We start from the raw sequence: 25,712 nt of genomic DNA, 5'->3' as shown, positions 1-25,712 counted from the left end.
GACAGGCTCGCCACGGACGCGGACCGGCTGGTCCTCCCGGTCGTCGGCGCGGCGACGCTGGCCGTGCTCGCCGTCGTCTTCTACTACCCGGTGTGGACGGTGTTCGTCTCCGCGTTCGCGGACGCCGCGGCGCCGATTCGGCGCGTCCTCCAGAGCGAGTTCTACATGGGTGCTGCGAACGGCCTGTTCACGCACCCCGCGCGAGTGCCGGGCGACGTACTCGCGTGGCTGGCGAGCGTGCGCGTCCGGGCGGCGTGGACGGGACTGCTCCCGGACGTGTGGGTGCGCTACCCCGAGGTCCGGAAGGGGCTGTTCGGGTTCACGGCGTGGCAGGCCGCGCTCTCGACGCTCGCGAGCGTGGCGCTCGGGCTGCCGGGCGCGTACGTGCTCGCGCGCTTCGAGTTCCCCGGTCGGCGCACGCTGAAGTCGTTGACCATCCTGCCGTTCGTGCTCCCCTCCATCATGGTCGTCGCCGGGTTCGTCGCGACGTTCGGCACGAACGGCACGCTCAACGGCGTGCTGACGGCGTTCGGCGTCGAGCGCGTGGACCTGCTGTACACGCTCGAAGTCGTGGTGCTCGCGCACGCGTTCTACAACGCGCCGCTGGTCACGCGAATGGTCACGTCGGCGTGGGAGAACGTCGACGCCAGCGCCGTCGAGACCGCGCGGTCGCTCGGTGCGAGCCCGCTGCGAGCATTCCGGGACGTCGTCGCCCCACAGCTGCTTCCCGCACTCGCGGCGAGCGCGGTGCTGACGTTCGTGTTCACGTTCATGACGTTCCCCATCGTGCTCGGCCTCGGCGGCCTCCAGCTCGCGACCGTGGAGGTGTGGCTGTACGCGCGCGTCCAGCAGCTCGACTTCGAGACCGCGGCCGCGCTCGCCACGCTCGAAACTGTCGTCTCGCTCGGGCTGACGTACGTCTACCTGCGCTACGAGGCGCGACGCGCGGCCGGCGGCACCGCCAACCCGCTCCCGCGGAAACGGTTGTTCTCGCTCGCCGGCGACCTCCGGAGCGCGGTCGTGCGCGCGAGCATCGGCGTCTACGGCGTCGTCGTGGTGCTCGTGTTCCTCGCGCCGCTCGCGTCGATGGTGCTCGCGAGCGTCGGCGGACTCAGCGACCCGACCCTGGAGTGGTGGCGGTTCCTCCTCGAACGGCAGGGCGGCAGCCGCACGCAGCCCTCGGTCGCGGTGCGGAACTCGCTGCTGTTCGGCGTGGGCGCGCTCGCGCTCGCGCTCCCGATGGGCGTCGTCGTCGCGGCGTTCTCCGCGCGCGGCGGCCGCGGCCGGAAGGTCGCGGACGCCGTCCTGATGGCGCCCATCGCCGTCTCCGGCGTCGTCGTCGGGCTCGGGATGCTGCAGTCGCTGGTGTTCGGCGTGGAGCTGTTCGGCTACCGCGTGAGCGTCGTCGGGTCCGCGGTCGTCGTCGCCGCCCACGCCGTCGCGGGCTACCCCTTCGTCGTGCGGAACGTCGCACCGATGCTGTCCGCCGTCGACGACCGGCTCGTCGAGTCCGCGCGAGCGCTGGGCGCGAGTCGGGCGCGCGCGCTCTGGGACGTCGAACTGCCGCTCGTGTGGCCGGGCGTGCTCGCCGGCGCGGCGTTCGCGTTCGCGCTCAGCATCGGCGAGTTCGACGCCACCGTGCTGCTCGCCGAGGAGAACGCCTACACGATGCCCGTGGCGCTGAAACGCTACCTCGTGGACCGCGCGGCCGGCCCGAGCGTCGGCCCGGCGGCCGCGATGGGCACCGTCCTGTTGGTTGTCACTGCCGCCAGCTTCGTGGTCATCGACCGCGTCGGCGGGAGGTACCGACCGTGACGAGCATCCAGCTGGACGGCGTGACCCGCGAGTTCGGCGCGACGACCGCGGTCGACGGCGTCTCCCTGAACGTCGCGGACGGCGAGTTCTTCACGCTCGTCGGCCCCTCCGGGTGCGGGAAGACGACGACGCTGCGGCTCATCGCGGGCTTCGAGCAGCCCGACGCGGGGGACGTGCGCTTCGGCGGGAACTCCGTGGCGGGCGTCCCACCGGAGGACCGCGACGTCGGCGTCGTCTTCCAGAGCTACGCGCTGTTCCCGCACATGAGCGTCGCGGAGAACGTCGCGTACGGGCTCCGCTTCCGCGACCCGCCCGAGGGCCAGACCACCGAAGAGCGCGTCGCGGAGCTGCTGGCGCTCGTGGACCTCGCGGGGTTCGAGGACCGCGAGCCCGGCGAGCTCTCCGGCGGCCAGCAGCAGCGGGTGGCGCTCGCCCGCGCGCTCGCACCGGGGCCGAGCGTGCTCCTGCTGGACGAGCCGATGAGCGCGCTCGACGCGCGGCTGCGCGAGCGCCTGCGCGTGCAGGTCAAGGAGATTCAGTCCGAGTTGGACATCACCACCGTCTACGTCACGCACGACCAGAGCGAGGCGCTCGCCATCTCGGACCGCGTCGCAGTGCTGAACTCCGGGCGCGTCGAGCAGGTCGGCACGCCGGAAGAAGTGTACAGGGAGCCGGCGTCGCGGTTCGTCGCGGAGTTCGTCGGCGACAACAACGTCTTCGACGGCGAGCCTCCAGTCGAAACGAAGGGGTGTTCGGTTCGTGTCGGCGAGACAGAGTTCGACGTCGGAGAGCGCGTCGACGGTCGAACGACGGTGTGTGTTCGCCCCGAATCCCTCGCTTTCGACTGCGAGGAGAACCGGTTCCCGGTGCGCGTCGAGAACGTGGAGTTTCTCGGGGACGCCTACCGCGCGCACTGCGACTGGGACGGCCGCGACGTGCTCGTGAAGACGCGAGAGGCGCCGCCAGCCGGGGACGCGGTGCTCGGGTTCCAACCGGAGGACGCGACGCTGCTGTGAGGACTGCTGCTGCCGCTCAGGGAGCGACGCCGACGGTCAGCAGCGTCCCGAACGTGCGGTAGCGCTCGACCATGTCCTCGCGAGTCTGGAAGCCCTCGTGCGGGAACTCGCTCGCGTCGGGAATCTCAACCTCGCGGTCCGCGACGCTGTCCTGCTCGGCGACGTGCAGGCCCGCCTCGCGGAACGCCTCGCGGTACTCGGACCGGTTCCAGAGCGTCATCTCCACGTCGATGTTCTCCTGCCAGTCGTGGCTGTGGACGTTCTCGTCGTAGTAGTTCACCGCGCAGTAGAACGTCCCGCCGGGCTTCAGGACGCGCCGAATCTCTGCGAGGGTCTCGTGGGGGTCGCTGGCGTAGTAGAACGCCTCCATGCTGAAGACGTGGTCGACGCTGTCGTCGGCGAACGGCAGGCTACCGAAGTCCCCGACGACGTAGCCGACGCGGTCGTCCTCGGTGTACGACCGGGCGTTGCGCGCCATCTCGGGCGCGCCGTCGAGGCCGTAGCCGCGCGCGACGCCGCGCTCGCGGAGTGCGCGCAGCGCGTACCCGCTACCCGTCCCCAAATCGAGGACGTAGTCGTCGGCCTCGACGGGCATCCGCGCGAGCACGTGCTTGGCGGTGTGCCAGTGGCGGTCCTCCATCCCCTTGTCGCGGCCCGAGTCCGCCCACTCGTCGAACTCCTCGCGTACGCTCATACCGGACCCACGCGAGCGCCGGCCAAAACCCCAGCGGATGCGCGCTCGACGGGAAACGAGGGGGTCGCCGGGGGAACCCGGAGACGTTTTCCCGCGCGTCCACGACGCTCGGGTATGGTCGGGCGAAGCAAACGGTACCGCGTCGCGGACACTGCCCAGCAGGTGGTCGGCGGGTTCCTGCTCGCGGGGCCGTTCGTCGTCACCGAGGAGGTGTGGCTGCTCGCCAGCCGCATGCAGTGGTTCCACGTCCTCACCACGGTCGTCATCGTGTTCGCCATCGGCTACGGCGCGCTCTACGAGGCCGACCAGGGCCGCGACCCCGACCGGGAGGCCGAAGTCGCCGGAATCCCGGTGCGGTTCGTCTCCCTGATGGGGGTCGCGTACGGCTCCGTGCTCGTGCTCGCGCTCGCGTTCACCGCGCCGTCGACGTTCTCCGCCCAGCTGGGACTCCCGACGGCGACGCTGGCCGTCGCGGCGCTCACCGCGAAGGCCGTCGCAGTCGGCGCCATCTTCAGCGTCGTCGGCGCCGCCACCGCGGACAGCGTCTTCTAGTAGGGAGCGCTTACGCCGCTTCCGCCCCAACCCGGAAGGTTAAGACCGCGTGGGCGCTTTCCTCGGGTATGGACTACGACCTCGCCATCGACGGGGCGCCCGACTCCGTCCCGGGTGGCACCGTCGTGCTGTTGCTCCACCCGAGTACCGGCGAGACCGACCGCATGGACACCGACTTCCTGAAGACGGACACGGACAACTTCCTCGTCGTCTCCACGCGGACGACCGCCCGCGAGGTCACCCAGAAGCTCGAGTACTACGACGTCGACGAGGACAGCGCCGAGATTCTGGACACGCTGTCCGTCGACCGCGGCTACTCCCGCCGGGGCGCCAGCCACATCCACTACGTCTCCGCGCCCGACGACGTCGACGGCATCCTCGCGGCCGTCGACCAGTTCCTCACCGACAACCCCGGGAAGCGCCGCGTGAGCTTCGATTCGCTCACCGAGCTCGCGTACTACGCCGGCGAGGAGCGCGCGCTCGACGCGCTCGCCCGACTCGGTGACCTCCTCGCCGAACACGACGCCGTCGCGCTCGTCCACGTCTCCCGCGAGGTCCACGACGACGACGTCATCGACTCGTTCCGCGCGGAGAGCGACGTCGTCGTCGAACTCGACGAGGACGGCGACGTCACCGCCGACTACTGACGGGGGTCACTCCGTCGAATCCGCAGCATCAGCGTCGAACACCTTCTCCGCCCACTTCACCGCGTAGCTCGCGCCGTGCCGGCGGTACGCGAGCGTGTCCAGCGCCGCGAACGGCGCGGGCAGGTCGACGTCGTGTTTGACGGCGCTACAGGCGAGCTCCGCGGCGTCCGAGAACGACGTCTCGCCGCGAGCGATCTCCCGCGGGAGGCCGTCGAGGCGGCCGGTCACGCGTTCGCCGGCGTCGACCCACGCGTCGTAGAGGCCGGGGTGGTCCTCGTCCCAGGCTTCGAACTCCTCGCGCGTGTGGAGGCCGCGGTAGGCGTCGCAGCACGCCGACGCGAGCTGGTAGACCGACGTCGGGTCGGCGTCGACGGCGGCGTCGAACGCGCGGTACTGCTCGCCGAAGAACCCGAGGAACTGCTCGGGGAGGTCAAGGCCGGCCTCCACGAGCGCCTCCGCGACGAGGAAGTCGGCGAACGCGTCCGGCGTCCCCTCGATGCGGGCCTTCACGAAGACGACCGGCGGGTCGGTCTGCGTGGTCCACGCGACCGCGCCGTCGCCCGGCGACCCGACGACGAAGTCGGTCGACGCGAGGCGAGAGAGAATCTCCGGGGCGTCCTCGGGGAGCCACTCCGCGTCGTACTCGCTGGGCGACAGCGACTCGGTGAACAGCGCGAGGTCGTCGCGGTGCTCGGCAGGCAGCGTCTGGAAGTCCCTGTCGCAGTCGAGAACGATGGCCTCCGGCGCGTACGCCTCTCGGACCGCCGCGAGGCCGCCCGATAGGTCGCGCTCCGAGAACATCTACGCGACGTTGACGACGATGATCAGCGCCAGGATAGCCGCGAACGCCACCGTGCCGACGACGTACTTCGTTGCCGTGCTCATACCGGGGGATTCGGCCGCGGCGACTTAAATTCGGGAGGTTCGCAGTCGGCGGCGGGGGCGGTGCCGTCAGTCCGTCGGCGTCTTCGCGCCGTACGCCCGCCACGCGCCGGACTTGAAGCGGACGAGGTTGACGGCCGCGCGCACGTACATGTCCCCGAGGATGGCCGCGAAGATGGCGGTCAGCCCGAGGCCGAGCCCCGGCGAGACGGCGGGAATCGCGACGGGGCCGAGCGCGAACGGCCCGACGGCGAAGCCGGCCGGGAGCGCGGCGAACGCCAGCGGCAGGCGTACGAGGTACGTCCCCGAGATGGCGCCGTAGAACGGCCAGCGGGTGTCGCCGGCGCCGCGCAGGCCGCCCCGCAGCGTCCGCGACACGGAGAAGCCGGCGACGCTCAGCCCGAAGACGCGGATGAACGTCACGGTGAGGTCGATGTTCGACGCGCCGAACGCGAGCGCGACCGGTCGCGCCGCGGCGAACAGCCCCGCGCCGATGAGCAACTGGGTGACGAGCGCGATGCGCAGCGTCTGCCAGCCGTAGTCGGCGGCCTCGTCGGGGTCGCCCGCTCCGAGGCGCTGGCCGACGAGCGTGCTCGACGCCGTGGAGTACCCCCACGCGGGCATCAGCGCGAGCAACATCACGCGCCGCCCGATGGCGTACGCCGCGACCACCGGCGTCCCGAGCACGCCGAGCACGAACAGGAACGGGAACCGGCCGAACGTCCGCGACAGCCGCGTCCCAGCCAGCGGGAGCGCGACGCGGACGATCTCGCGGGCGACCCCCCAGTCCCACTGCTTGCCGCGCACGCGCAGCGTGACGCTCCACCGCCCCGACAGCAGGATGGCGAAGAACACCGCGCCCGCGAGCGTGTTCGCGATGGCAGTCCCCCACGCCGCGCCGACGACGCTGAGCTCCGGGAACCCGAACAGCCCGAAGATGAGCAGGGCGTTCAGCGCGATGTTGGTCGGCAGCGTCACGAGCCGCACGTACATCGGGGTTCGAGTGTCGCCGGCGCCCGCGAGCGCCCGCGCCGCGATCATGCTCCAGAACCGGAAGACGACCGAGAGCATCACTACGCGGAGGTAGTCCGCGCCCAGTGCCGCCGCCTCCGGGTCGCTCGCGAGCCACCCGACCAGCACGTCCGCGTACTGCCACGTCCCGACCGTGATCGGAACCGCGAGCAGCAGCGAGATCCACAGCGACTGCTTGATGGCGAAGTCCGCCTCCGCGTCCTCCTCGGCCCCCTTCAGCCGGGACACCACGCTGATGGTGCCGCTCGTGAGCGCGAGCGCGAGCCCGAACGGGATGAAGTAGTACTGGAAGCCGAACTCGAGGGCGGCGACCGCGACCTCGCCCGCGGCGATGCTCACCATCAGGAAGTCCGTCGTGCGCAGCACCGTCCGCAGGCCGCCGGTCACCATCGCGGGCAGCGCGAGGTCGAACGCCTCCTCGCCCTTCCGCCGGTCGACGAGCCCGAGCCGCGCCAGCAGCGCGGGGAACGCCGCGACCGCGGCCTCCAGGCGGCGACGGAGCGTCATCTAGTCGAGGGGACTCGCTGGCGGGGAAAACACCTTCGGCACGCGGCAAGCGAGCGCGGGTTCGCGGGCGCGCGAAAGAAGGGACTGTTCGCGAGGCGCCCGAGACGGAGCGTTACGCTTCGTCGGTCTCCCAGGCGTCCGGCACCTCGATGACGTACTGGCCGTCCTCCTGGAGCGCGATGATGTACTCCTGACGGTCGTACAGCTCCATGAGGTTGAGCTCGTACTGGCCGGGCGCGACGATGCGGATGGACTCGAACTGGTCGTTGAGCTCCTGGCGGAGGTCGTCGAGGTCGGGGCGGTCCTCCGAGTCGTCGGGCTCCTTGACGACGCGGCCCTCGGAGGGCGCGTCCGGCAGCGAATCCTTGTCGACGACGGAGCTGCGGGCGTCCGCCTGCGCGGCGTCCTCGTCGCTGACCTCCGCGGTCGCGTCGATGCCCGCGTCGTTGGGGTCCGAACCCTCGGGCTCGCCCCCCGTTTCCGGTGCGCTCGACGCGGACGCGTCGGAAGCGGCTGGGTCCGGAGAAGACGTGTCGGAAGCCGACGCGTCGGCTTCCGAAACCGACTCCCGGGCCTCCGTTTCCGGTGCAGCCGGGTCGACCTCGTCGTCGGTCCCCGCGTCGCCGGTGCTGGCTCCACTCGAAGCCTCGGGGATCGCGTCTGCAGTGGGACTGCTCGCGGTGTCGGCAGCGTCGGCAGTTTCGGACGCGTCCGCGGCCGAACTCCCGACCGCATCAGCACTACTGGAGGCGTCCGCGTCGTCGCCAGTCGTACGCGCTGCGGGGTCGGGGTCGCTGGTCACCGCGTCCCGGACCTTGTTCGCGGCGCGGCCGACCGCGCCCGCGACCGACCCGCCCTCGGCCTCGGGCGGCTCCGGCGACTCGGCGTCCGGGGGCTCCTCCTCGGCGACCTCACCGGGGTGGTACTGGAACTTGTTCCCGCCGCAGTCCGGGCACCCCGAGAGCATCTCCTTGGAGCCGTCCTCGAAGACGTGCCCGCAGTTCGTACACTGGTGGGGCATTACTTTCGGGACACGAGCGCGCTGATGAGCGTCTCGTCCTTGTGCAGCGACTGGATCTGGTTCGCCGGTCCGACGACCGTGAGCTTCGACGTCGACTGCTTGCCCATGAGACGGCCGAGCAGGCCGGTGTCGCTGGTCTCGGACTGCGGGAAGCTCTCGATCTCGATGCCGGAGAAGCCGTCCGGGTTGATCTCGCTCATCGTCACCTCGATGAGCTTCGACTCCTCGTCCGGGGTGAGGCCGGACTCCAGGACGACGATCTTGCCGTCCCGGACGCCGTCCAGAATCATCCGGATCTTCTCCATGGACGTCTTGCCGGACATCCGCTCCGCGCTGATGAGGTCGATCTGGACGCCGTCGCCCCCACCGTCCTCGATTGTGGTCTCGGACATCGTGGTCACCCGAAGTACTCCGCGATCTTCTCGTAGACCTCGTCCATGTTCTCGCCCTCCAGCGCCGAGAGCGGAATCGTCTCGTGCTGGGGGAACGCGTTCGACACGCGCTGGATGTTCGAGTCCTCGAGGTCGGTCTTGTTCGCGAGGATGAGCACCGGCAGGTCCCGGCTCTCGATGATGCCGATGAGCATCGTGTTCACCTGGGTGAACGGGTCCTCGGTGGAGTCGAGGACGTAGATGACGCCGTCGACGTCCTCGCGAAGCCAGTGCATCGCCTCCGCGACGCCCTCGGTGGCCTCGCGGGAGCGACGCACGGCCTCGTCTTTCTCCATGTCGTGCTCGAGGAACTCCGAGTAGTCGACCTTCGTCGTCACGCCGGGCGTGTCGACGATGTCGATGTTGACGGTCTTCCCGTTGCGCTTGATCTCGACGTTCTCCTTCCGGCGTGCGCGTCGCGTCTCGTGCGGGATGTGGCTCTCCGGCCCGACTGCGTCCCCGGTCCAGTCCCGGGCGATGCGATTCGCGAGGGTCGTCTTCCCCGCGTTAGGCGGTCCGTAAATCCCGATTCGTTTCGGCTCCGAGTCGTCGGCGAACATGCTCGCCGTGACCCGGGATATGCTGTCTCTGAGTTCTGCGAACAGTCCCATCCTTGACCTCCATACGCACCCCGCGCCTTGTATGCTTGACGCAGGATACGGACGGTTGATAGGGTAGAGCCGACGAACGGACTTAAACCTGTGTCAGACGAGTCGGGACGCCGACAGGAGAGAGCGGCCGAGTAGGGACTGCCTACGATACTGTTCGAGCTCGCGAACGAGTGGAGATAGAGGAGGAGCGAAGAGAGAGCGAGAGCGAGAAGTGAACATCAATGAGGAGCGGTAGCGAGACGCACAGGCGGCCCCCACCCCTTCGTTTCGAGTGGAGACGGACGAGAGTGTGCACGCGGGGCGGTCAGACCGGAGGTCGAGGAGAGGAAGCAACTAGAGCTAGACCAGAACAGCTACACAAAATACGGTTCGTCTCGTATTGCGGTTACTGTTTCTGGCTATGTGACTTAGTCCTTTCCCATTCCTAGTGCGATTTCTGGCCCATTCCTCCGTTTTCTCGTTCCACCCGAAACGAAGGGGTGGGGGGCGCCACCCCGTCCGCCATCCCGACCCCCCTGTTTCCGATGGAACTCTCGACCTCGCGGCAGTCCCGCCGGCTCTCCTCGTCACCTACCTCTCGATTCACCCGCTCCTCGATCTCGACGCGTTCGAACCCCGTCTCTTCAACCGCACCTGGGCCCGCCTCCAGCCCTCCGGGTCGAATCCGAACTCGACGTCTCTCTCGAAGTACTGTCTCATCAGCTCCACATCGGCGCGAGCCACCTCCTCCTATCAGACACCTCACTCCTATCTTCTCGCGGTTCTCTCGCAAACAACACCTCGAGAAACGGTCCCGAGCTTCCAGTCGAAACCCTCGCGTGCGCAAACAAACTCTACTCTAGGTCACTCTCACTCTAGTTGGATCGAGGAGACAGATCGATGGATTTCCGACGTACACGAATGAGGTCAATAGGGAAGCAACCGCGACGGTAGTTCGCCGATGCTCCTCCCCCATCGAAACTTATTAGTCACTCTCGTTTCCATTGGTTCATCTGCATCAACTGGAGCGCCCGGTCACTGAACCGCCTCGAACGCCCCGTTCGCGCCGGTCTGTGGCTCTCTCTCTCCGCGCGGCGCTCTCCACTCGAAACGAAGGGGACCGCAAACCATGACAGACGAACCGACGACGGACGGCCGGCGCACCGCCGACCGGGACTTCGAGGTGGACCTCGACGACGTCCTCGAGGACGACGAGGGCGACGAGGGCCTCTTCGACGACCTGCTCAGCGGCGAACCCATCTTCGAGAACAAGGAGGTGCTGCGGCCGTCGTACACACCCCACGAACTCCCGCACCGGAAAGACCAGATCAACAACATGGCGACGATTCTCGTGGCGGCGCTCCGCGGCGAGACGCCGTCGAACATCCTCATCTACGGGAAGACCGGGACCGGGAAGACCGCGAGCGCGAAGTTCGTCAGCCAGGAGCTCGAGAAGACCTCCCAGAAGTACAGCGTCCCCTGCGAGGTCGAGTACATCAACTGCGAGGTCACGGACACCCAGTACCGGGTGCTCGCGCAGCTCGCGAACACGTTCATCGAGCAGAACCGCACCTTCGTCGACAGCCGCGTCGAAGAACTCCAGGACCTCCGCGAGGCCGCCGAGGACGACCCGAGCGTCCTCGAAGCCGACGACGAGAACGACGACCACCTCGACTTCGACTCCCCGGAGGCCGTCGACGACTACATCGAGGAGCTCCTCCAGGAGAAATCCGAGATGGAGGACGTCCCGATGACGGGGTGGCCGACCGACCGCGTGTACGCGCGCTTCTTCGAGGCCGTCGACTACGTCGAGCGCGTCGCGGTCATCATGCTCGACGAGATTGACAAGCTCGTCGAGAAGTCCGGCGACGACACCCTCTACAACCTCTCCCGGATGAACTCCGAGCTGGAGAACTCCCGGGTGTCCATCATCGGCATCAGCAACGACCTGAAGTTCACCGACTTCCTCGACCCGCGCGTCAAGTCCAGTCTCGGCGAGGAGGAGATCGTCTTCCCGCCGTACGACGCCAACCAGCTCCGAGACATCCTCCAGCACCGCTCGGACGTCGCGTTCAAACAGAACGCGCTCTCCGAGGACGTCATCCCGCTGTGCGCGGCGTTCGCCGCCCAGGAGCACGGGGACGCGCGCCGCGCGCTCGACCTGCTGCGGACTGCCGGGGAGCTCGCGGAGCGCGACCAGTCCGACGGCGTGACCGAGGAGCACGTCCGGCGCGCGCAGGACAAAATCGAACTCGACCGCGTCGTCGAGGTCGTGCGCACGCTCCCGACGCAGAGCAAGCTCGTGCTGTACGCCATCCTCCTGCTGGAGGACAACGGCGTCCACAACGTGAACACAGGCGAGGTGTACAACATCTACAAGACGCTCTGCGACGAGCTCGACGCCGACGTCCTCACGCAGCGCCGGGTCACTGACCTCATCAGCGAGCTCGACATGCTCGGCATCGTGAACGCGGTCGTCGTCTCGAAGGGCCGGTACGGCCGCACGAAGGAGATCTCGCTGTCCGTCCCCGTCGAGGAGACCGAGGCCGTCCTCGAAGCCGACTCCCGGCTCAGCGACATCGAGAACGTCACGCCGTTCGTGCAGGCGCGCTTCGACAACTGAGCGCCGTCACTCCGCGGCGACTCGCACTCGCTCCATCGACCCCCTTCGTTTCTCGTCGACAGACGCCTACAGCGTACAGCTACCCGTCCACTCGAAACACTCCCGTACAAAAGGTGACTTCTCGTTCACTGCGCGATTCAGTCGGACCGTGCCCGCTGAAACGGGTCGCGACCGCCGAACGAGTGGTCGGTGGTTACGCGCGCGCTTCAGTCGTCGCTTCGCCGGTGCCCGTCGCGCCGACGTGCGGGACGGCGACGCGGTAGAGCGCGTACGCGAGCAGCACGAGGATGGCGCCGACGACGAGCGCGACCCGGACGTTCGGGTCGATCGTCGGCGTCGCGATCACCTCGCCCGCGTCGTTCGTCACGGGCGCCGCACCGCGCGGGACGCCAGTGAGCGTCTCTATCAGTCCGGCCACGACGATACCGCCCAGCAGTAACGCGGCGCTGAGCGCCATCGCCAGTCTGTCCACGAGGTCGACGTCGTTGGATTGCATGTTCTGTCACCTCCTAGCCGAGTAGGTACTTGAGCCGCGGTCGGTTCTGGACGAATTCGGTGCGCTCGATGATGGCGTCGAGGCCGTAGTAGCGACCCGCGGCCAACACGATCATCGTCACGAACAGCAGCAGCCCCATCAGGTCGCTGTTGACGAGCCCGTGGCCGAATCCGGCGTTCCCGACCCAGAACAGGCTCATGAAGAACACGCCGAAGAACGACGCGAGCCTGACGAGCACGCCGAACATGAGCCCGAGGCCGATGGCCGTCTCGCCGAGGGGAACCAGCGCCCCGATGAGCGTCGGGAACGTCGACCCCATCCACGTCGCCACCGGGCCGAGCACCGTGCCGTCCATCCCCTGCAGGTACACCGCCCCGTACGAGTAACTCAGCCCGCTGTCCAGCAGCTTCCCGAGCCCGGAGTGGAAGAACCACCACCCCGTGATTACGCGGAGCATCGCGACCCAGTACGCCGCCCACGGCCCCGAGAGTTCGAAGCTGACTTCGTTCCTCAAGGGGGTTGCCGCGTCGTATGACATTCCCATCACCTCACGTGTGGAGGTAGCCGCTCGACGACTATAACCCGCCCCGCGATTCCAGCCGCGTGGAATACGTTCCCAGATTCTGAGAACGACGTTCCCGGGAACTGAAAACGAGACCACCAGTTAACTCTCCGTACCTCCGAGAGTGGTGTGATGCGTGCTCCGCTCGGGACAGACGACGCGCCCGAACTCCAGGCCGTCCTCGACGCCCTGGACGACGAGGGATGCAGACGCATCATCGAGGCGCTCGACGACTCGAAGACCGCGAAGGACCTCTCCGACGAGTGCGACATCCCGCTGTCCACGACCTACCGGAAGCTCGAACTCCTCACGGACGCCGCCCTCCTGGAGGAGCGGGCGGTCCTCCAGCCGGACGGCCACCACACGACGGAGTACGACCTCGTCTTCGAGGAGGTCGTCATCCAACTGGACGAGGAGCGAAAGCTCGACGTCGGCGTCACGCGGCCGGCAGAGTCGACTGACGAGCGCCTCGAGACGCTCTGGGCGGAGGTGAGCAAGGAAACATGATAGACATCACGGTAGTCGTCGTCGCGTTGAAGACAGTCACCCTGCTGCTCGGCGGCGCGGTCACGTACTTCGCCGGGAAGGCCTGGCAGCGCACCGGGTCGCCGGCGCTCCGGTCGCTGGCCATCGGCTTCGGGTTCGTGACGTTCGGCGCGCTGCTCGCGGGCATCGCCGATCAGCTGCTGGCGGTCGACCAGACGCTCGCGGTGCTGACCGAGAGCGCGCTGACGGCCGTCGGCTTCGCGGTCATCGTCTACTCGCTGTACGTGGACTGATGCCACATCCGGGCGCGCACGCGAGAGAAACCCTGAGAACTCGGCTACGTGACCGGTGACAGCGCGGCGCTCGTCCCGTTCGTCGACGCACTCGACCCCTCGACAGCGGAGACAGGCGTCGCCGTGCCGGCGAACGTCAGCCGCACCCAGCCGAGGTACGGGATGCGGTACTCCGCGGTCCCCTTCACCCACGCTGGCTTGACGGGACTGGAGATGCCTCGCGTCTGGTCGTAGTAGTCGTTCGTGACGGCGTTGTCGCCCTTCGTGATGAAGCCGGCGTGGGGAGCGGGGCAGTTCCGGAGCTCCTCGCAGCCGTCGGCGTCGACGTACTCGGGGTCGGCCTTCGAGTACCAGTTCTCGCCGTCCTCGACCCAGAAGTGCACGCGGTGTATCACGGGCGTCTGGGCGGCGCTGCCGTACGGCTGGTAGACGACGACGTCCCCGGTCCCGCCGAACTGCCGGTAGTCGTGCTCGGCGGCCACTTCTCGCGTGACGACGCCGGTGTCCCCGGTCGCGTACTCGGGGGCGAACCGCTGCTCTTCCATGACGAAGACGAGGTCGCCGCGCTCCATGTTCGGCTGCATGCTGCCGCTCTCGACGGCGACCAGCGGCGGCCAGACGCCGCTGACCGCGAACAGCAGCAGGCCGACCATGGCGACGGTGAGCGCGCTGCTGCCGGCCTCGCGGACGAACAGCACGGCGCCGTTGTCGGTGCGGAGGAACCAGACGACCGCGTCCCGCGGGCCGCCCCGCGGGTCGGGCACGTCGTCGCCGTTGGTCATCTACTCGGACTTCGACGCTCCCGCGTTTCAACTTTCCCCTCCGGACCGCCACGTTTTTGCTCGCGCTCGGCGTGCGGACGTGGTGTGCCACGAGAACCCCCGGTCCGGGTCGTCCGCGAGCTCACCAGCCGGGGGTACAACGCGGAGCGCGAGGCCGTGACGCTGCTCGCGGGCGCTCCCGACCCGACCGCGGCGGTCGAGCGCGCGGTCGACACCGCGCCCGACGACGCCCTGACGCTGACCACCGAGCACGTCCGCGGCGTCCTCGACGATAGCGACGACGAACCGCCGACCGAGAACGGTACGCCCGCCGACGCACCGAGCGAGGACGCGACCGACGGCGGGACTGCGGCAGCCGCGAAGACGGCCGAACCGGACCCACCGACGTCCACGGAATCGACCCCGCCGGACCCCGGACAGACCCCCTCTTCGTCTGGAGGCGGAGACGATGAGATACAGACGAAACGAACGACGTCTCCAGTCGAAACGAAGGGGGTAGAGACGGCTGGCGAAGATACCGGCTCGACCGCTTCGGACAGCGACGCCAACGGGAGCCGAAGCGCCGACCGCGACACGGACCAGCGGAGCGTCGAAATCGAGGGCGACGTCACCGGCGAGTCCACCGGAACGGGGGAGTACGCGGACTTCGTCGCGACGTTCCGCGACCGCTACGACCGCCTCTCGAAGAAGCTCCGCGGGCGCGTCAACCACCGGCCGACGGACGCCCTCGACTCGATGCCCGGCGGCAGCGAGGCCGCGGTCGTCGGCATGGTCAACGACATCCGGTCGACCGCCAGCGGCCACTGGCTCGTCGAGGTCGAGGACACGAACGGCGTCTTCCCGACGCTCGTGATGAAAGACCGCGAGATCGCCGCCCACGTCGACGAACTGCTCACGGACGAGGTCATCGCCGTCGAGGGGACCATCTCCGACGACGGCGGCATCCTGTTCGCGGACGACCTCCACTTCCCGGACATCCCGCGCACGCACCGGCCGTCCACCGCGGACCGCCACGTGCAGGCCGCGCTCGTCTCCGACGTCCACGTCGGCAGCCAGGAGTTCGCCGCCGACGCCTGGGACGCGTTCGCCGACTGGCTCCACACCGAGGAAGCCGAAGCCGTCGAGTACCTCCTCGTCGCGGGCGACATGGTCGAAGGCGTCGGCGTCTACCCCGACCAGGACGAGGAACTCGACATCGTCGACATCTACGAGCAGTACGAGACGTTCGCGGAGCACCTCAAGGACATCCCCGGCGACCTCGACATCGTGATGATCCCCGGGAACCACGACGCCGTCCGCCTCGCCGAACCCCAGCCCGCCTTCGACGAGGAGCTCCGGTCGATCATGAGCGCCCACGACGCCCGCTTCACGGGCAACCCCTCCACGGTCACCCTCGAAGGCGTCGACATCCTCATGTACCACGGCGTCTCGATCGACGAAATCATCGCCGAGAACCCCGACGAAGCCGTCTCCTACGACGCCCCCCACAAGGCGATGGAGCAACTCCTCAAGAAACGCCACGTCGCCCCGCAGTTCGGCGGCCGCACCCGCCTCGCCCCCGAGAAAGAGGACTACCTCGTCGTCGACGACGCCCCCGACGTCTTCCACACCGGCCACGTCCACAAACTCGGCGTCGGCGGCTACCACAACGTCCGCCTCGTGAACTCGGGCTGCTGGCAGCACCAGACCGAATTCCAGAAATCCGTCAACATCGACCCCGACGTCGCCACCGCTCCGATTCTCGACCTCGACACGCTCGACGTGACGGTCCGCAAATTCGCGTAAGCACTTTTTACGCTGCGGGGGCGCGCCTTCGGCGCGCCCCGTCTGCTCACGGCGCATAGCGCCGTTCGCACGGTCAGCGGGACCTTCGGACCGTCCTCAGAACGCTCCGCGTTCTGAGGGGCTGCGCAAGAGCTTCGCTCTTGCGAACGCTCGGACCGCGGATGCTTGTCGCCGTCTACTTCCCTATAGCGGGCGGATTTCGGACGCTCGGCCGGCCGAAACCGTGTTAGCGCTCCTCTCGGAATGGTTATACGTGTGCCGCCCCTCTCTATGGTTGTAATGGCAGAAGGCAAGGTTGACTTCTTCAACCAGACTGGCGGCTACGGTTTCATCGCGACTGAGGACGAGGACGACGACGTGTTCTTCCACATGGAAGACGTGGGCGGCGAGGACCTCACCGAGGGGACCGAACTCGAATTCGACATCGAACAGGCTCCCAAGGGTCCCCGCGCGAAGAACGTTATTCGCGCGTAACTCCGGATCTCTGAACTAACGGCGGTATTTTCCCGTTTTCCTCGCGCGTAGCGACGCGCCCGCGGAGCGGCTGTATTTTACGCGACAGCGACGGCGCTACTGTTCGGCGTCGACCCCGCGCTCGTCCAGCAGCTCGAAGAACTCCCCGGGCGAGAGCTCCGGCACGTCGTGCTCGTCGGCGTCGCCGCGCTTGCTCGTACCCGGGTTCTCGCCGACGACGAGGTAGTCGGTGTTCCCGGAGACCGAAGAGGTGGCGTCGGCGCCGTGGCGCTCCACGAGATCCTGGAGGTCGCCGCGCGTCCACCCTTCGACGCTGCCCGTGAACACCACCGTGAGGTCCGCGAGCTCGTCGCCGCCGACGTCCTCGGGGGACTGCGGCTCGCCGAGGCGGTCCTCGTCGCGCAGGCGTTCGATGACGCGGCGGTTGCGCTCGTTACCGAGGAACTCCCGGACGTGCTCGGCGACGACCTCACCGACGCCCGACACTTCCTGCAGGTCGGTCTCGTCGGCGTTCAGCAGTGCGTCCAGCGCCCCGAACTCCGCGGCGAGGTCGCGCGCCACCGTCGGTCCGACCTCGGGGATGCCGATGGCCGCGAGGAACTCGCCCAGCGGCGGGTGGCGGGCGTCCGCCAGTTCCGCGCGGACGTTCTCGGCGCTGCGCTCGCCCCACCCCTCCAGTTCCGCGAGTTCGTCGACCGAGAGGTCGTAGAGGTCCGCGACGTCGTTCTCGACGAGTCCCTCCGTCACGAGCTGCCGGGCGGCCTCCTCGCCGATGCCCTCGACGTCGAGCACGTCCGCGAAGTAGCCGACCGCGCGCACCAACTGGGCGGGACACGCCAGCCCGCCCGTGCAGAACGCGATGGGGCCGTCGTACTCCACGTCGCTCCCGCAGCGCGGGCACTCCTCGGGCATCTCGAAGTGGCCCTCGGAGTGCGATTCGACGACCTCCTCGACGTACGGGATGACGTCGCCGGCGCGCTGGACGCGCACCTCGTCGCCGACGCCGACGCCCTTCGCGGCTATCTCCTCCTGATTGTGGAGGCTCGCGCGCGACACCGTGACGCCGCCGACCTCGACGGGTTCGAGCAGCGCGACCGGTGTGAGCCGGCCGGTCCGCCCGACCTGCACGACGACGTCCGTGACCCGTGTGACCTCCGCGCGCGGCGGGAACTTGTACGCGAACGCCCAGCGGTAGTGTCTGGCCGTGACGCCGAGTTCCGCGCACGCCCGCCGGTCGTCGACTTTCAGGACGACGCCGTCGATCTCGTAGTCTAGTTCCTCGCGGTCCTCGCCGAGCGCGTGCCGGTACGCGATTGCGTCCTCGATGCTCTCGACGCGCTCGCTGCGCTCGTTGACCTTCAGCCCCCACTCGGGGAGCGTCTCGTGTTCCGCCCAGTGGGTCTCGATGCCGGCGTCGAGGCCGCCGCGGGAGGCGTCCGCGTCCACGGCCTCCTCGGACTCACCCGCGGCCAGCACCTCGTAGAAGAAGCAGTCAAGCGGGCGCTCTGCGGTGATTCTCGGGTCGAGTTGGCGCAGCGTGCCGGCGGCGGCGTTCCGCGGGTTCGCGAACGGCTCGTCGCCGCGCTCGACGCGCTCGGCGTTGTACGCCTGGAACGCCTCGCGGGGGATGTACACCTCGCCGCGGACGACCAGGAATTCGGGCGGGTCGCCGCGCAGGCGCTGCGGGACGCTCTCGATGGTGCGGACGTTCTCCGTGACGTCCTCGCCGGTCTCGCCGTCGCCGCGGGTCGCCGCGCGCACGTACCGGCCGTCCTCGTAGACCACTTCCACGGAGAGCCCGTCGAACTTCGGCTCGCAGACGAACTGCGTCGCCCCGACCTCGCGCTGGACGCGCTCTGCGAACTCCCGGACGTCGGCCTCGTCGCCGCTTGAGTCGATGGACAGCATCGGCGCGACGTGCTCGACGGTGCCGAGCTCTTTGAGCGGCTCGCCGCCGACGCGCCGCGTCGGGCTGTCCTCGGTCTGGAGGCCGAACTCCCCCTCCAGTTCTTGGAGGCGCTCGAACAGCCGGTCGTAGGCGTAGTCCGAGACCACGGGGTCGTTCTCGACGTAGTACCGGTAGTCGTGGTAGCGGACGGCCTCCCGGAGCAGCCTCGCCTGTCGCTCCGCGTACTCGGCGTCGAGGTCCGCTACGGGTGCGAAGTCCACGTCCGGGTCGCACACGTAGGGATTGTCGTCGGGCGCGTCGTCGAGGGCGTCCGCGTCTGCCATGTGGCGGCGTACGCGTCCCCGGGTGGTAAGCGGTTGGGGGGCAGGTCTAGTCGAGCCGGAGGAGCGCGGGGAGCGCGAGCGCCGCGAGCGCGAGTTCGGCACCGCCCGCGAGCACGAACGCGGTGGTGAAGTCGTACTGCTCGGCGACCCAGCCGCCGCCCACAATCCCGGTCAGAAAGCCCAGCGAGCCGGCGGCGTTGAAGCCGGCCATGCTGACGCCGCGCTCGTCGTCGCCCGCGAGGTCGGTGACGAGCGCCATCGTCGCGGGGGACATGAGCGCGCCGAGGACGCCGACGAGGACCATGCCGCCCTGCGCGAGGCGGACGTGGGGCGCGAGGCCGATGCCGACGACGACGAGGCCGTAGGTCGCGGAGCCGGCGGCGATGGGGACCGTGCGGCCGACGCGGTCGGAGAGCCGGCCGAAGGGGTACTGGAGGAGCGCGAACGGCGCGAAGAACAGCGCGAGCGTGAGGCCGACCGCGCCGGGGTCGAGGCCGAAGACGTTCCCGAAGTACAGCGTGCCGACGAGCGCGAAGAAGCCGGCGGTGAAGCGGTCGATGAACCCGAACGCGAACGGGACGCCGAGTTCGGGGCGCTCGGAGAGCACGCGCAGCCCCTCCCGGAGAGAGTCGCCGTGGCCGCCGGGGGCGCGGTCGGGGACGAAGAGCGCGGCGACGCCGGCGACGGCGAGCGCGACGCCGCCGGCGACGAGCGGGAGCATGGGGTCGAGTTCGGTGAGCCGGCCGCCGACGGGCGCGCCGAGCGCGGTGCCGGACCCGATGGCGATGCCGGCGGCGCCCATGTCCTTGCCGTGGTCGGGCGAGAGGTCCATCAGCATCGTCATCGAGAGGGAGAACGCGCCGATGGTGGCGGCGCCCTGGAGGACGCGGAGCGCGAGCGCGACGCCGAACTCGACGTCGAGGACGACGAGCGCGGCGTACCCGAGGCTGCCGCCGAACGCGCCCGCGGCGATGAACGGGACGCGGCGGCCGGCGCGGTCGCTGGCGACGCCCCAGACGCCGGCGAACGCGACGAACGCGGCGAACTCGGCGGCGAGGAACCACCGGCTACCTGTCGCGGGGTCGGCGGCGCCGAACGTCTCGGCGAGCGTCTCGACGCCGGGGTAGAGGAGGACTTGCGCGAACAGCACCGCGAACACGACGCTCGCGAGCGCCGCGCGTTCGCGTCGGACCATACCGGGCGTTGACGGCGGCCCGTCATGAACGCGCCGGAACGCGACGCGGTCGCCGGAGTCGCGCCGTCCGCCGATGCGACCGGCAGGGGCAAGCGTTGCCGTAACTGGCACGCATATTCTATTCGAGCTATATTACTTCGATACATGACCGACGCGAGCGGCGGGCGCCACACCCGCAGCGTCCACGCGGGACAGGACCCCGACGAGACAGGGGCGCGCGCCCCGCCCATCTACCAGACCACGTCGTACGTCTTCCCCGACGCCGACGACGCGGCCGACAGGTACGCCCTGGAGTCGGAGGCCGACGTCTACTCGCGCATCTCCAACCCCACCGTCTCGACGCTGGAGGACCGCCTCGCCAGCCTCGAGGGCGGCGTCGGCGCCGTCGCCACGAACGCCGGCATGGGCGCCATCGACGGCATCACCACCGTCCTCGCGGAAGCCGGCCGGAACGTCGTCGCCAGCGAGGACATGTACGGCGGCACCGGCACGTACTTCTCGCACATCGCGGGCAAGCGCGGCGTCGACACCCGGACCGTCGACGCCCTCGACCCCGCAGCGGTCGAGGACGCAATCGACGAGGACACCGCGTTCGTCCACGTCGAGACCATCGCGAACCCGTCGCTCGTCACGCCCGACTTCGAAGCCATCGCGGACGTCGCCCACGACCACGCCGTCCCGCTCGTCGTGGACAACACATTCGCCACCCCGCACCTCTGCCGGCCCATCGAGCACGGCGCGGACGTCGTCTGGGAGTCCACCACGAAGTGGCTCCACGGCGCCGGCACCACGCTGGGCGGCGTCGTCGTGGACGGCGGGACGTTCCCGTGGGACCACGCGGACGCCGACTTCCCCGAGCTGTCGGGCGAGAACCCCGCGTACGGCTTCGACTTCACGGAGCGCTTCGGCGACCGCGCGCTCGCCGCGGCCGTCCGCCAGCGCGCCGTCCGCGCCACCGGCACCGGGCAGGGCCCCTTCGACGCGTGGCAGACGATGCAGGGCGTCGAGACCCTCCCGTTGCGGATGGACCGCCACTGCGAGAACGCCGCCGCGCTCGCCGACTTCCTCGCGGACCACCCGGACGTCGCGTGGGTCTCCTACCCCGGGCACGACGACCACCCCACGCACGATGCTGCGAGCGAATATCTGAATGACGGGTACGGCGGGATGCTCACGTTCGGCCCCGAGGGCGGTTTCGACGCCGCGAAGGCCGTCTGCGAGGGCGTCGAGCTCGCGTCGTTCGCGGCGAACGTCGGGGACGCGAAGACGCTCGTCATCCACCCCGCGAGCACCACGCACGCCCAGCTCTCCGAGGACGAGCAGCGCGCGGCCGGCGTCCGCCCCGACATGATTCGCGTCTCCGTCGGCATCGAGGACACCGAGGACGTGCTCGCGGACTTCGAGCGCGCGCTCGGGGAGGCGCACTGATGCCCGAGACCACGTTCGACGAGTTCGAGTTCGAGAGCGGGCAGACCATCGAAGACTTCACTGTCGCGTACGAGACGTACGGCGAGTTCACGGGCGACAACGCCGTCCTGGTCTGTCACGCGCTCACCGGGAGCCAGCACGTCCGCGGCCGCGGCGACGGCCAGGGACGCGGCTGGTGGCACGACGTCGTCGGCCCCGGGAAGGCCATCGACACGAACGAGTACTACGTCGTCTGCGCGAACGTCCCCGGGTCGTGTTACGGCACGGACGGCCCCGCCAGCGAGGGCCCGGACGGCGAGCCGTGGGGCACCGACTTCCCGCCCGTGACGGTCGGCGACTGGACGCGCAGCCAGCGCCGCCTCCTCGACGACCTCGGCGTCGGCCGCCTCCACGCTGTCCTCGGCGGCAGTGTGGGCGGCATGAACGCCCTCGACTGGGCGCGCCAGTACCCCGACGACGCCCGCCGCGTCGCCGCCATCGCCGCCGCGCCCCGCCTCGACGCGCAGTGTCTGGGCCTGAACGCGGTCGCGCGGCGCGCCATCCGCGGCGACCCGAACTGGAACAACGGCGACTACTACGGCGGCGAGTTCCCCGAGCAGGGGCTCTCGATCGCCCGACAGCTCGGTCACCTGATGTACCTCTCGAAGCCCTCCATGGAGCAGAAGTTCGGCCGCCGCACCGCGGGTCGGGACGCCGGCACAGAGGCGTTCCCCGTGGACGAGGCGGGCGCGTTCTTCCCGTACCGGGACGTCGAGTCGTACCTCGACTACCAGGCCGGGAAGTTCACCGACCGCTTCGACGCGAACAGCTACCTCTACCTCACCCGGGCGATGGACGACTACGACCTCTCGGAGGGCTACGACTCCGACGCCGGCGCGATCGGCGCGTTCGCCGGCGAGGCGCTGTTGCTGTCGTTCACGGGCGACTGGCACTTCACCGTCGAGCAGAGCGAGACGGTCGCCGAGGCGTTCCGCTCGCAGGACGTCCCCGTCTCCCACCACGTCGTCGAGTCCGACCACGGCCACGACGCGTTCCTCGTCGAACCCGAGTCCGTCGGCCCGCCGGTCCGCGACTTCCTGGCGAACGGCGTCGCCGGCCGCGCCGTCACCGACACCGTCGACCACGACGACGACCGCCGGACGCTGTACGCCCCCGTCCACAACAGCCTCTTCTCCGGGTAGCGCGGTCCTACTGCGGGACTCCGCCTCGCGAGTGCGTCACCGCCGTCGGCAGTACCTGCAGACGCCCCCTCGTCTTAACCACTCGGGGGGAGAGTGTACGCCCATGGCAGACGGAGACGACTACGGTTTCGACACGAACAGCGTCCACGCGGGACAGGAAGTCGGCGAGACGGGGGCGCGCGCCCCGCCCATCTACCAGACCACGTCGTACGTCTTCGAGGACAGCGACGACGCCGCCGCGCAGTTCGCCCTGGAGAAGCCGGGCTACATCTACTCGCGGCTGATGAACCCCACGGTGGAGACGCTCCAGGAGCGCCTCGCCGCGCTCGAAGGCGGTGTCGGCGCGGTCGCGACGGCCTCCGGGATGGCGAGCCTCGACCTCGCGACGTTCGTGCTCGCGAGCGCCGGCGACAACGTCGTCGCGTCCAGCGACCTCTACGGCGGCACGTACACGTACCTCACGCACAGCGTCGAGCGCCGCGGCATCTCCACGAAGTTCGTCGACGCGCTCGACTACGACGCCTACGAGGAGGCCATCGACGAGGACACCGCGTACGTACTCGTCGAGACCATCGGCAACCCCAGCCTCACGACGCCGGACTTCGAGCGCCTCGGCGAAATCACGGACGAGGCGGGCGTCCCGCTCATCGTCGACAACACGTTCGCGACGCCGTACCTCTGCAACCCCATCGAGCACGGCGCGGACATCGTCTGGCACTCCACCACGAAGTGGATTCACGGCGCCGGCACCACGGTCGGCGGCGCGCTCGTCGACGGCGGGAACTTCGACTGGGCCGAACACGCGGAGAAGTACCCCGAGATCGGTCAGGACAACCCCGCGTACCACGGCGTGAACTTCTCGGAGGCGTTCGGCGACGCGGCGTTCACGTACGCCGCCATCGCGCGCGGCCTGCGCGACCTCGGGAACCAGCAGTCGCCGTTCGACGCGTGGCAGACCCTCGAGAAGCTGGAGTCGCTGCCGCTGCGCATGGAGAAACACTGCGAGAACGCCCAGAAGGTCGCCGAGTACCTCGTCGACCACGAGGACGTCGCGTGGGTCACGTATCCGGGTCTGGACGACCACCCGACCCACGACAACGCGACTGAGTACCTCGACGGCGGCTACGGCGGCATGATCACGTTCGGCCTCGAGGGCGGCTACGAGGCCGCCAAAGAGACCACCGAGAACACCGACCTCGCGAGCCTGCTGGCGAACGTCGGGGACGCGAAGACGCTCGTCATCCACCCCGCGAGCACCACCCACCAGCAGCTCACCGACGAGGAGAAAGAGGCCGCGGGCGTCCGCGACGACCTCGTGCGGCTGAGCGTCGGCATCGAGGACCCCGCGGACGTGGTCGCGGACCTCGAAGCCGCGATCGAGGAAGCGTCGAACTAGTCCCGCAGCCGGTGGACGAGCGAGCTCCGGCGGCCGTACGTGTGGTAGGCCGCCGAGACGACGAGCACGGCGAACACGGCGACGGCCCACCAGCTCGCGTCAACCGCGCTCAACAGCGGCACACCGGCTTCCGCCGCGACGACGAGGAGCGCGCCGAGGACCGCGAGGCCCGCGGTGTACTCGGCGTACGAGAGCCCGTACTTCGGGACGACTTCCATGTAGACGCCGACTTCGGGGGCGTTCTCCGCGGGCCGGACGTCCTTCGTCTGCTCGTCGTAGGCGACGATGCCGAGCTTCGAGAGCTTCGGCAGGTGGGTCTGCTGGAGGGAGATGTAGACGCTCTGCCTGACGTCCCGCGGCGGCGGGTCCTCGCCGGTCTCGCGGGCGGCGATGGCCTCCGAGAGCTCCCGCGCGGTCACCGGCTCGTCGGCCTCGCCGAGCAGTTCGAGGACCATCCGACGGCGGTCGTTCCGCAGGACGTCGTGGATGTCCGCTTCGAGGAGGTCTGGGTCGTCGGCCACTACGCCCCCGTTTGCAGGTTCGCGCAATCAACCTTCCGCTGGCTGCGACGCCCCGATTCACGTGAGGAAACCGACGTTAACGACCAATTAAGCAAGGGTTCGAGGGGTGTAGCGGTAGCCGCCCGGGTCGGTACCGCTCAGTGTGCCCTGGCCGCCCGACCCGGGAATCCCCGCGGCTCCACCCCCGCGGGATTTCTCGTCACACGCTGGAACACGGAACCCCGCCCGCGCACCGCGGGCTACACCCTTATTCGAGGACCGAGCGCTCGCGCAGCAGCGCCTCCAGTTCGCTCATCGACTCCACGACCGTGTCGCAGTGCTCCTCGACGCCGGGCTTGGGCTGGAAGCCGACGCCGAGACCGGCCTCGGCGAGCATCGGCGCGTCGTTGGCCCCGTCTCCGACCGCGATCGACTCGCCGACGTCGACGCCGTAGTCCTTGCAGACGTCGACGAGCGCGTCGTCTTTCGTCCCCTCGATGAGCGGGCCGTCCACGTCGCCCGTGAGCTCGCCGTCGGCCTCCGGCAGGCGGTTCGAGACGACGCGGTCGACGGTCACGTCCGCGGCGTCGAGGGCTGCCTCGACGCCGCGCCCGAACCCGCCCGTGAGCACGACGACGCGCACGCCGTCGTCCGCGAGCTTCCGCAGGAGGTCGCCCGCGCCGTCGCGCAGGCGGACGCCGTCGTAGACGTCTGCGGCGTCTTCGGACGCGAGCCCGGTGACGAGACTGGCGCGCTCCCGGAGGCTCTCGGCGTAGGACAGTTCACCGCGCATCGCGCGCTCGGTGATGTCCGCGACCTCGTCGCCGACGCCGTGCCGGGCGGCGAGGCGGTCCATCATCTCCGAGTCCGCGAGCGTGCCGTCGAAGTCGAACGCGACGAGCGTCATCACCGCGGCGTAGACGGCGGGCAGGGAAAAGCGTCGCTGCTCGGGCAGACGTTGGCGAGACTGCTCGATTCGACCACCCGGGGCCGGCAAGTACCGCCGGATTCGGACGCGGGCGTGGGTAGACGCCCCGAACCGACCGCTGAAAATTACGCGTTCGTGGATATTCTGGTGCGGTGTACCACACT

The 25,712-nt window shown here is 69.3% G+C and carries 25 protein-coding genes; 12 read left to right on the top strand and 13 right to left on the bottom strand.

Annotated elements, in window-relative coordinates:
- The first annotated feature begins 27 nt into the window (after positions 1-27).
- Both G9C83_RS01465 and G9C83_RS01460 read left to right on the top strand, forming a co-directional pair.
- Positions 28-1,815, top strand: coding sequence for an iron ABC transporter permease (locus G9C83_RS01465; RefSeq protein ID WP_243837939.1), 1,788 nt, complete (start codon positions 28-30; stop codon positions 1,813-1,815).
- Complete coding sequence (locus G9C83_RS01460; protein ID WP_167244353.1) at positions 1,812-2,831, top strand: ABC transporter ATP-binding protein; 1,020 nt, start codon at positions 1,812-1,814, stop codon at positions 2,829-2,831. Before G9C83_RS01465 ends, G9C83_RS01460 begins: the two co-directional genes overlap by 4 nt.
- A gap of 16 nt (positions 2,832-2,847) precedes the next feature.
- Here G9C83_RS01460 and G9C83_RS01455 read toward each other — a convergent pair whose 3' ends face one another.
- Positions 2,848-3,525, bottom strand: a complete 678-nt coding sequence (locus G9C83_RS01455; RefSeq protein ID WP_167244352.1) for a class I SAM-dependent methyltransferase — start codon at positions 3,523-3,525, stop codon at positions 2,848-2,850.
- Positions 3,526-3,639: 114 nt separating this feature from the next.
- Between G9C83_RS01455 and G9C83_RS01450 the strand changes: the two genes are divergently transcribed.
- Positions 3,640-4,077, top strand: coding sequence for a DUF2391 family protein (locus G9C83_RS01450; protein ID WP_167244351.1), 438 nt, complete (start codon positions 3,640-3,642; stop codon positions 4,075-4,077).
- Positions 4,078-4,145: 68 nt separating this feature from the next.
- On the top strand, positions 4,146-4,724 hold the full coding sequence (locus G9C83_RS01445; protein WP_167244350.1) for a hypothetical protein: 579 nt from the start codon (positions 4,146-4,148) through the stop codon (positions 4,722-4,724).
- 6 nt (positions 4,725-4,730) lie between these two features.
- On the opposite strand, the gene G9C83_RS01440 is transcribed toward G9C83_RS01445, so the two are convergent.
- The 5 genes from G9C83_RS01440 to G9C83_RS01420 form a co-directional block, all read right to left on the bottom strand.
- A complete protein-coding gene (locus G9C83_RS01440; protein ID WP_167244349.1) occupies positions 4,731-5,525 on the bottom strand; it encodes a hypothetical protein in 795 nt (264 codons plus the stop codon).
- A gap of 150 nt (positions 5,526-5,675) precedes the next feature.
- Entirely contained in the window at positions 5,676-7,145 is a 1,470-nt protein-coding gene (locus G9C83_RS01435) for an MATE family efflux transporter (RefSeq protein WP_167244348.1), read from the bottom strand.
- 112 nt (positions 7,146-7,257) lie between these two features.
- Positions 7,258-8,166 (bottom strand): Zn-ribbon containing protein, encoded by a 909-nt coding sequence (locus G9C83_RS01430; protein ID WP_167244347.1) that lies wholly within the window; start codon positions 8,164-8,166, stop codon positions 7,258-7,260.
- On the bottom strand, positions 8,166-8,558 hold the full coding sequence (locus tag G9C83_RS01425; protein ID WP_167244346.1) for a DUF2073 domain-containing protein: 393 nt from the start codon (positions 8,556-8,558) through the stop codon (positions 8,166-8,168). Before G9C83_RS01425 ends, G9C83_RS01430 begins: the two co-directional genes overlap by 1 nt.
- A gap of 5 nt (positions 8,559-8,563) precedes the next feature.
- Positions 8,564-9,208, bottom strand: coding sequence for an Era-like GTP-binding protein (locus tag G9C83_RS01420; RefSeq protein ID WP_167244345.1), 645 nt, complete (start codon positions 9,206-9,208; stop codon positions 8,564-8,566).
- Between the two features lie 1,108 nt (positions 9,209-10,316).
- Between G9C83_RS01420 and G9C83_RS01415 the strand changes: the two genes are divergently transcribed.
- Positions 10,317-11,810: an ORC1-type DNA replication protein gene (locus G9C83_RS01415; RefSeq protein ID WP_167244344.1), complete on the top strand. Its 1,494-nt coding sequence runs from the start codon at positions 10,317-10,319 to the stop codon at positions 11,808-11,810.
- A 193-nt stretch (positions 11,811-12,003) separates the two neighbouring features.
- Here the strand turns inward: G9C83_RS01415 and G9C83_RS01410 are convergent, their stop codons facing one another.
- Positions 12,004-12,306, bottom strand: a complete 303-nt coding sequence (locus tag G9C83_RS01410) for a hypothetical protein (protein WP_167244343.1) — start codon at positions 12,304-12,306, stop codon at positions 12,004-12,006.
- Positions 12,307-12,319: 13 nt separating this feature from the next.
- Positions 12,320-12,844 (bottom strand): DoxX family protein, encoded by a 525-nt coding sequence (locus G9C83_RS01405; RefSeq protein WP_167244342.1) that lies wholly within the window; start codon positions 12,842-12,844, stop codon positions 12,320-12,322.
- Positions 12,845-13,000: 156 nt separating this feature from the next.
- Between G9C83_RS01405 and G9C83_RS01400 the strand changes: the two genes are divergently transcribed.
- Positions 13,001-13,375 carry a helix-turn-helix domain-containing protein gene (locus tag G9C83_RS01400; protein WP_167244341.1) on the top strand — a complete coding sequence of 125 codons (375 nt, stop codon included), beginning with the start codon at positions 13,001-13,003 and terminating at the stop codon, positions 13,373-13,375.
- Positions 13,372-13,647 (top strand): hypothetical protein, encoded by a 276-nt coding sequence (locus G9C83_RS01395; RefSeq protein WP_167244340.1) that lies wholly within the window; start codon positions 13,372-13,374, stop codon positions 13,645-13,647. The genes G9C83_RS01400 and G9C83_RS01395 overlap by 4 nt, the downstream gene beginning before the upstream one ends.
- A gap of 44 nt (positions 13,648-13,691) precedes the next feature.
- On the opposite strand, the gene G9C83_RS01390 is transcribed toward G9C83_RS01395, so the two are convergent.
- The gene (locus G9C83_RS01390) at positions 13,692-14,429 is read right to left on the bottom strand and encodes a S26 family signal peptidase (protein WP_243837900.1); all 738 of its coding nucleotides are present in this window, start codon (positions 14,427-14,429) and stop codon (positions 13,692-13,694) included.
- An 84-nt stretch (positions 14,430-14,513) separates the two neighbouring features.
- On the opposite strand from G9C83_RS01390, the gene G9C83_RS01385 reads away from it, so the two are divergent.
- Entirely contained in the window at positions 14,514-16,214 is a 1,701-nt protein-coding gene (locus G9C83_RS01385; protein WP_167244339.1) for a DNA-directed DNA polymerase II small subunit, read from the top strand.
- A gap of 279 nt (positions 16,215-16,493) precedes the next feature.
- Positions 16,494-16,688 (top strand): cold shock domain-containing protein, encoded by a 195-nt coding sequence (locus tag G9C83_RS01380; protein ID WP_167244338.1) that lies wholly within the window; start codon positions 16,494-16,496, stop codon positions 16,686-16,688.
- Positions 16,689-16,784: 96 nt separating this feature from the next.
- Here G9C83_RS01380 and ligA read toward each other — a convergent pair whose 3' ends face one another.
- Both ligA and G9C83_RS01370 read right to left on the bottom strand, forming a co-directional pair.
- Entirely contained in the window at positions 16,785-18,920 is a 2,136-nt protein-coding gene (gene ligA, locus G9C83_RS01375) for an NAD-dependent DNA ligase LigA (RefSeq protein ID WP_167244337.1), read from the bottom strand.
- Positions 18,921-18,966: 46 nt separating this feature from the next.
- Positions 18,967-20,115 carry an MFS transporter gene (locus G9C83_RS01370; protein WP_167244336.1) on the bottom strand — a complete coding sequence of 383 codons (1,149 nt, stop codon included), beginning with the start codon at positions 20,113-20,115 and terminating at the stop codon, positions 18,967-18,969.
- Between the two features lie 144 nt (positions 20,116-20,259).
- Here G9C83_RS01370 and G9C83_RS01365 point away from each other — a divergent pair, with 144 nt between their 5' ends.
- The 3 genes from G9C83_RS01365 (at position 20,260) to G9C83_RS01355 (ending at position 24,120) form a co-directional block, all read left to right on the top strand.
- On the top strand, positions 20,260-21,543 hold the full coding sequence (locus G9C83_RS01365) for an O-acetylhomoserine aminocarboxypropyltransferase/cysteine synthase family protein (RefSeq protein ID WP_167244335.1): 1,284 nt from the start codon (positions 20,260-20,262) through the stop codon (positions 21,541-21,543).
- The gene (metX, locus tag G9C83_RS01360; RefSeq protein ID WP_167244334.1) at positions 21,543-22,724 is read left to right on the top strand and encodes a homoserine O-acetyltransferase; all 1,182 of its coding nucleotides are present in this window, start codon (positions 21,543-21,545) and stop codon (positions 22,722-22,724) included. Before G9C83_RS01365 ends, metX begins: the two co-directional genes overlap by 1 nt.
- Before the next feature lie 103 nt (positions 22,725-22,827).
- Complete coding sequence (locus tag G9C83_RS01355) at positions 22,828-24,120, top strand: O-acetylhomoserine aminocarboxypropyltransferase/cysteine synthase family protein (RefSeq protein ID WP_167244333.1); 1,293 nt, start codon at positions 22,828-22,830, stop codon at positions 24,118-24,120.
- Here the strand turns inward: G9C83_RS01355 and G9C83_RS01350 are convergent.
- Together G9C83_RS01350 and serB are read right to left on the bottom strand one after the other, a co-directional pair.
- The gene (locus G9C83_RS01350) at positions 24,117-24,641 is read right to left on the bottom strand and encodes a hypothetical protein (protein WP_167244332.1); all 525 of its coding nucleotides are present in this window, start codon (positions 24,639-24,641) and stop codon (positions 24,117-24,119) included. The two genes, G9C83_RS01355 and G9C83_RS01350, sit on opposite strands and share 4 nt — an antisense overlap.
- Before the next feature lie 247 nt (positions 24,642-24,888).
- Positions 24,889-25,527: a phosphoserine phosphatase SerB gene (serB, locus tag G9C83_RS01345; protein ID WP_167244331.1), complete on the bottom strand. Its 639-nt coding sequence runs from the start codon at positions 25,525-25,527 to the stop codon at positions 24,889-24,891.
- Positions 25,528-25,712 lie beyond the last annotated feature (185 nt).

Source organism: Halobacterium sp. R2-5, assembly GCF_011734195.1.
Taxonomy (GTDB): Archaea; Halobacteriota; Halobacteria; order Halobacteriales; family Halobacteriaceae; genus Halobacterium.
Note: the sequence above shows the minus strand (reverse complement) of the source record. Positions and strands in the feature narration are given on the sequence as shown.

Coding starts and splice junctions, on each gene's coding strand:
- G9C83_RS01405 (WP_167244342.1), bottom strand. CDS start 12,844: ATGTCATACGACGCGGCAACCCCCTTGAGGAACGAAGTCAGCTTCGAA.
- G9C83_RS01425 (WP_167244346.1), bottom strand. CDS start 8,558: ATGTCCGAGACCACAATCGAGGACGGTGGGGGCGACGGCGTCCAGATC.
- G9C83_RS01355 (WP_167244333.1), top strand. CDS start 22,828: ATGGCAGACGGAGACGACTACGGTTTCGACACGAACAGCGTCCACGCG.
- G9C83_RS01430 (WP_167244347.1), bottom strand. CDS start 8,166: ATGCCCCACCAGTGTACGAACTGCGGGCACGTCTTCGAGGACGGCTCC.
- G9C83_RS01410 (WP_167244343.1), bottom strand. CDS start 12,306: ATGCAATCCAACGACGTCGACCTCGTGGACAGACTGGCGATGGCGCTC.
- G9C83_RS01445 (WP_167244350.1), top strand. CDS start 4,146: ATGGACTACGACCTCGCCATCGACGGGGCGCCCGACTCCGTCCCGGGT.
- G9C83_RS01415 (WP_167244344.1), top strand. CDS start 10,317: ATGACAGACGAACCGACGACGGACGGCCGGCGCACCGCCGACCGGGAC.
- G9C83_RS01450 (WP_167244351.1), top strand. CDS start 3,640: ATGGTCGGGCGAAGCAAACGGTACCGCGTCGCGGACACTGCCCAGCAG.
- G9C83_RS01440 (WP_167244349.1), bottom strand. CDS start 5,525: ATGTTCTCGGAGCGCGACCTATCGGGCGGCCTCGCGGCGGTCCGAGAG.
- G9C83_RS01380 (WP_167244338.1), top strand. CDS start 16,494: ATGGCAGAAGGCAAGGTTGACTTCTTCAACCAGACTGGCGGCTACGGT.
- G9C83_RS01365 (WP_167244335.1), top strand. CDS start 20,260: ATGACCGACGCGAGCGGCGGGCGCCACACCCGCAGCGTCCACGCGGGA.
- G9C83_RS01400 (WP_167244341.1), top strand. CDS start 13,001: ATGCGTGCTCCGCTCGGGACAGACGACGCGCCCGAACTCCAGGCCGTC.
- metX (WP_167244334.1), top strand. CDS start 21,543: ATGCCCGAGACCACGTTCGACGAGTTCGAGTTCGAGAGCGGGCAGACC.
- serB (WP_167244331.1), bottom strand. CDS start 25,527: ATGACGCTCGTCGCGTTCGACTTCGACGGCACGCTCGCGGACTCGGAG.
- G9C83_RS01435 (WP_167244348.1), bottom strand. CDS start 7,145: ATGACGCTCCGTCGCCGCCTGGAGGCCGCGGTCGCGGCGTTCCCCGCG.
- G9C83_RS01455 (WP_167244352.1), bottom strand. CDS start 3,525: ATGAGCGTACGCGAGGAGTTCGACGAGTGGGCGGACTCGGGCCGCGAC.
- G9C83_RS01390 (WP_243837900.1), bottom strand. CDS start 14,429: ATGACCAACGGCGACGACGTGCCCGACCCGCGGGGCGGCCCGCGGGAC.
- ligA (WP_167244337.1), bottom strand. CDS start 18,920: ATGGCAGACGCGGACGCCCTCGACGACGCGCCCGACGACAATCCCTAC.
- G9C83_RS01420 (WP_167244345.1), bottom strand. CDS start 9,208: ATGGGACTGTTCGCAGAACTCAGAGACAGCATATCCCGGGTCACGGCG.
- G9C83_RS01395 (WP_167244340.1), top strand. CDS start 13,372: ATGATAGACATCACGGTAGTCGTCGTCGCGTTGAAGACAGTCACCCTG.
- G9C83_RS01370 (WP_167244336.1), bottom strand. CDS start 20,115: ATGGTCCGACGCGAACGCGCGGCGCTCGCGAGCGTCGTGTTCGCGGTG.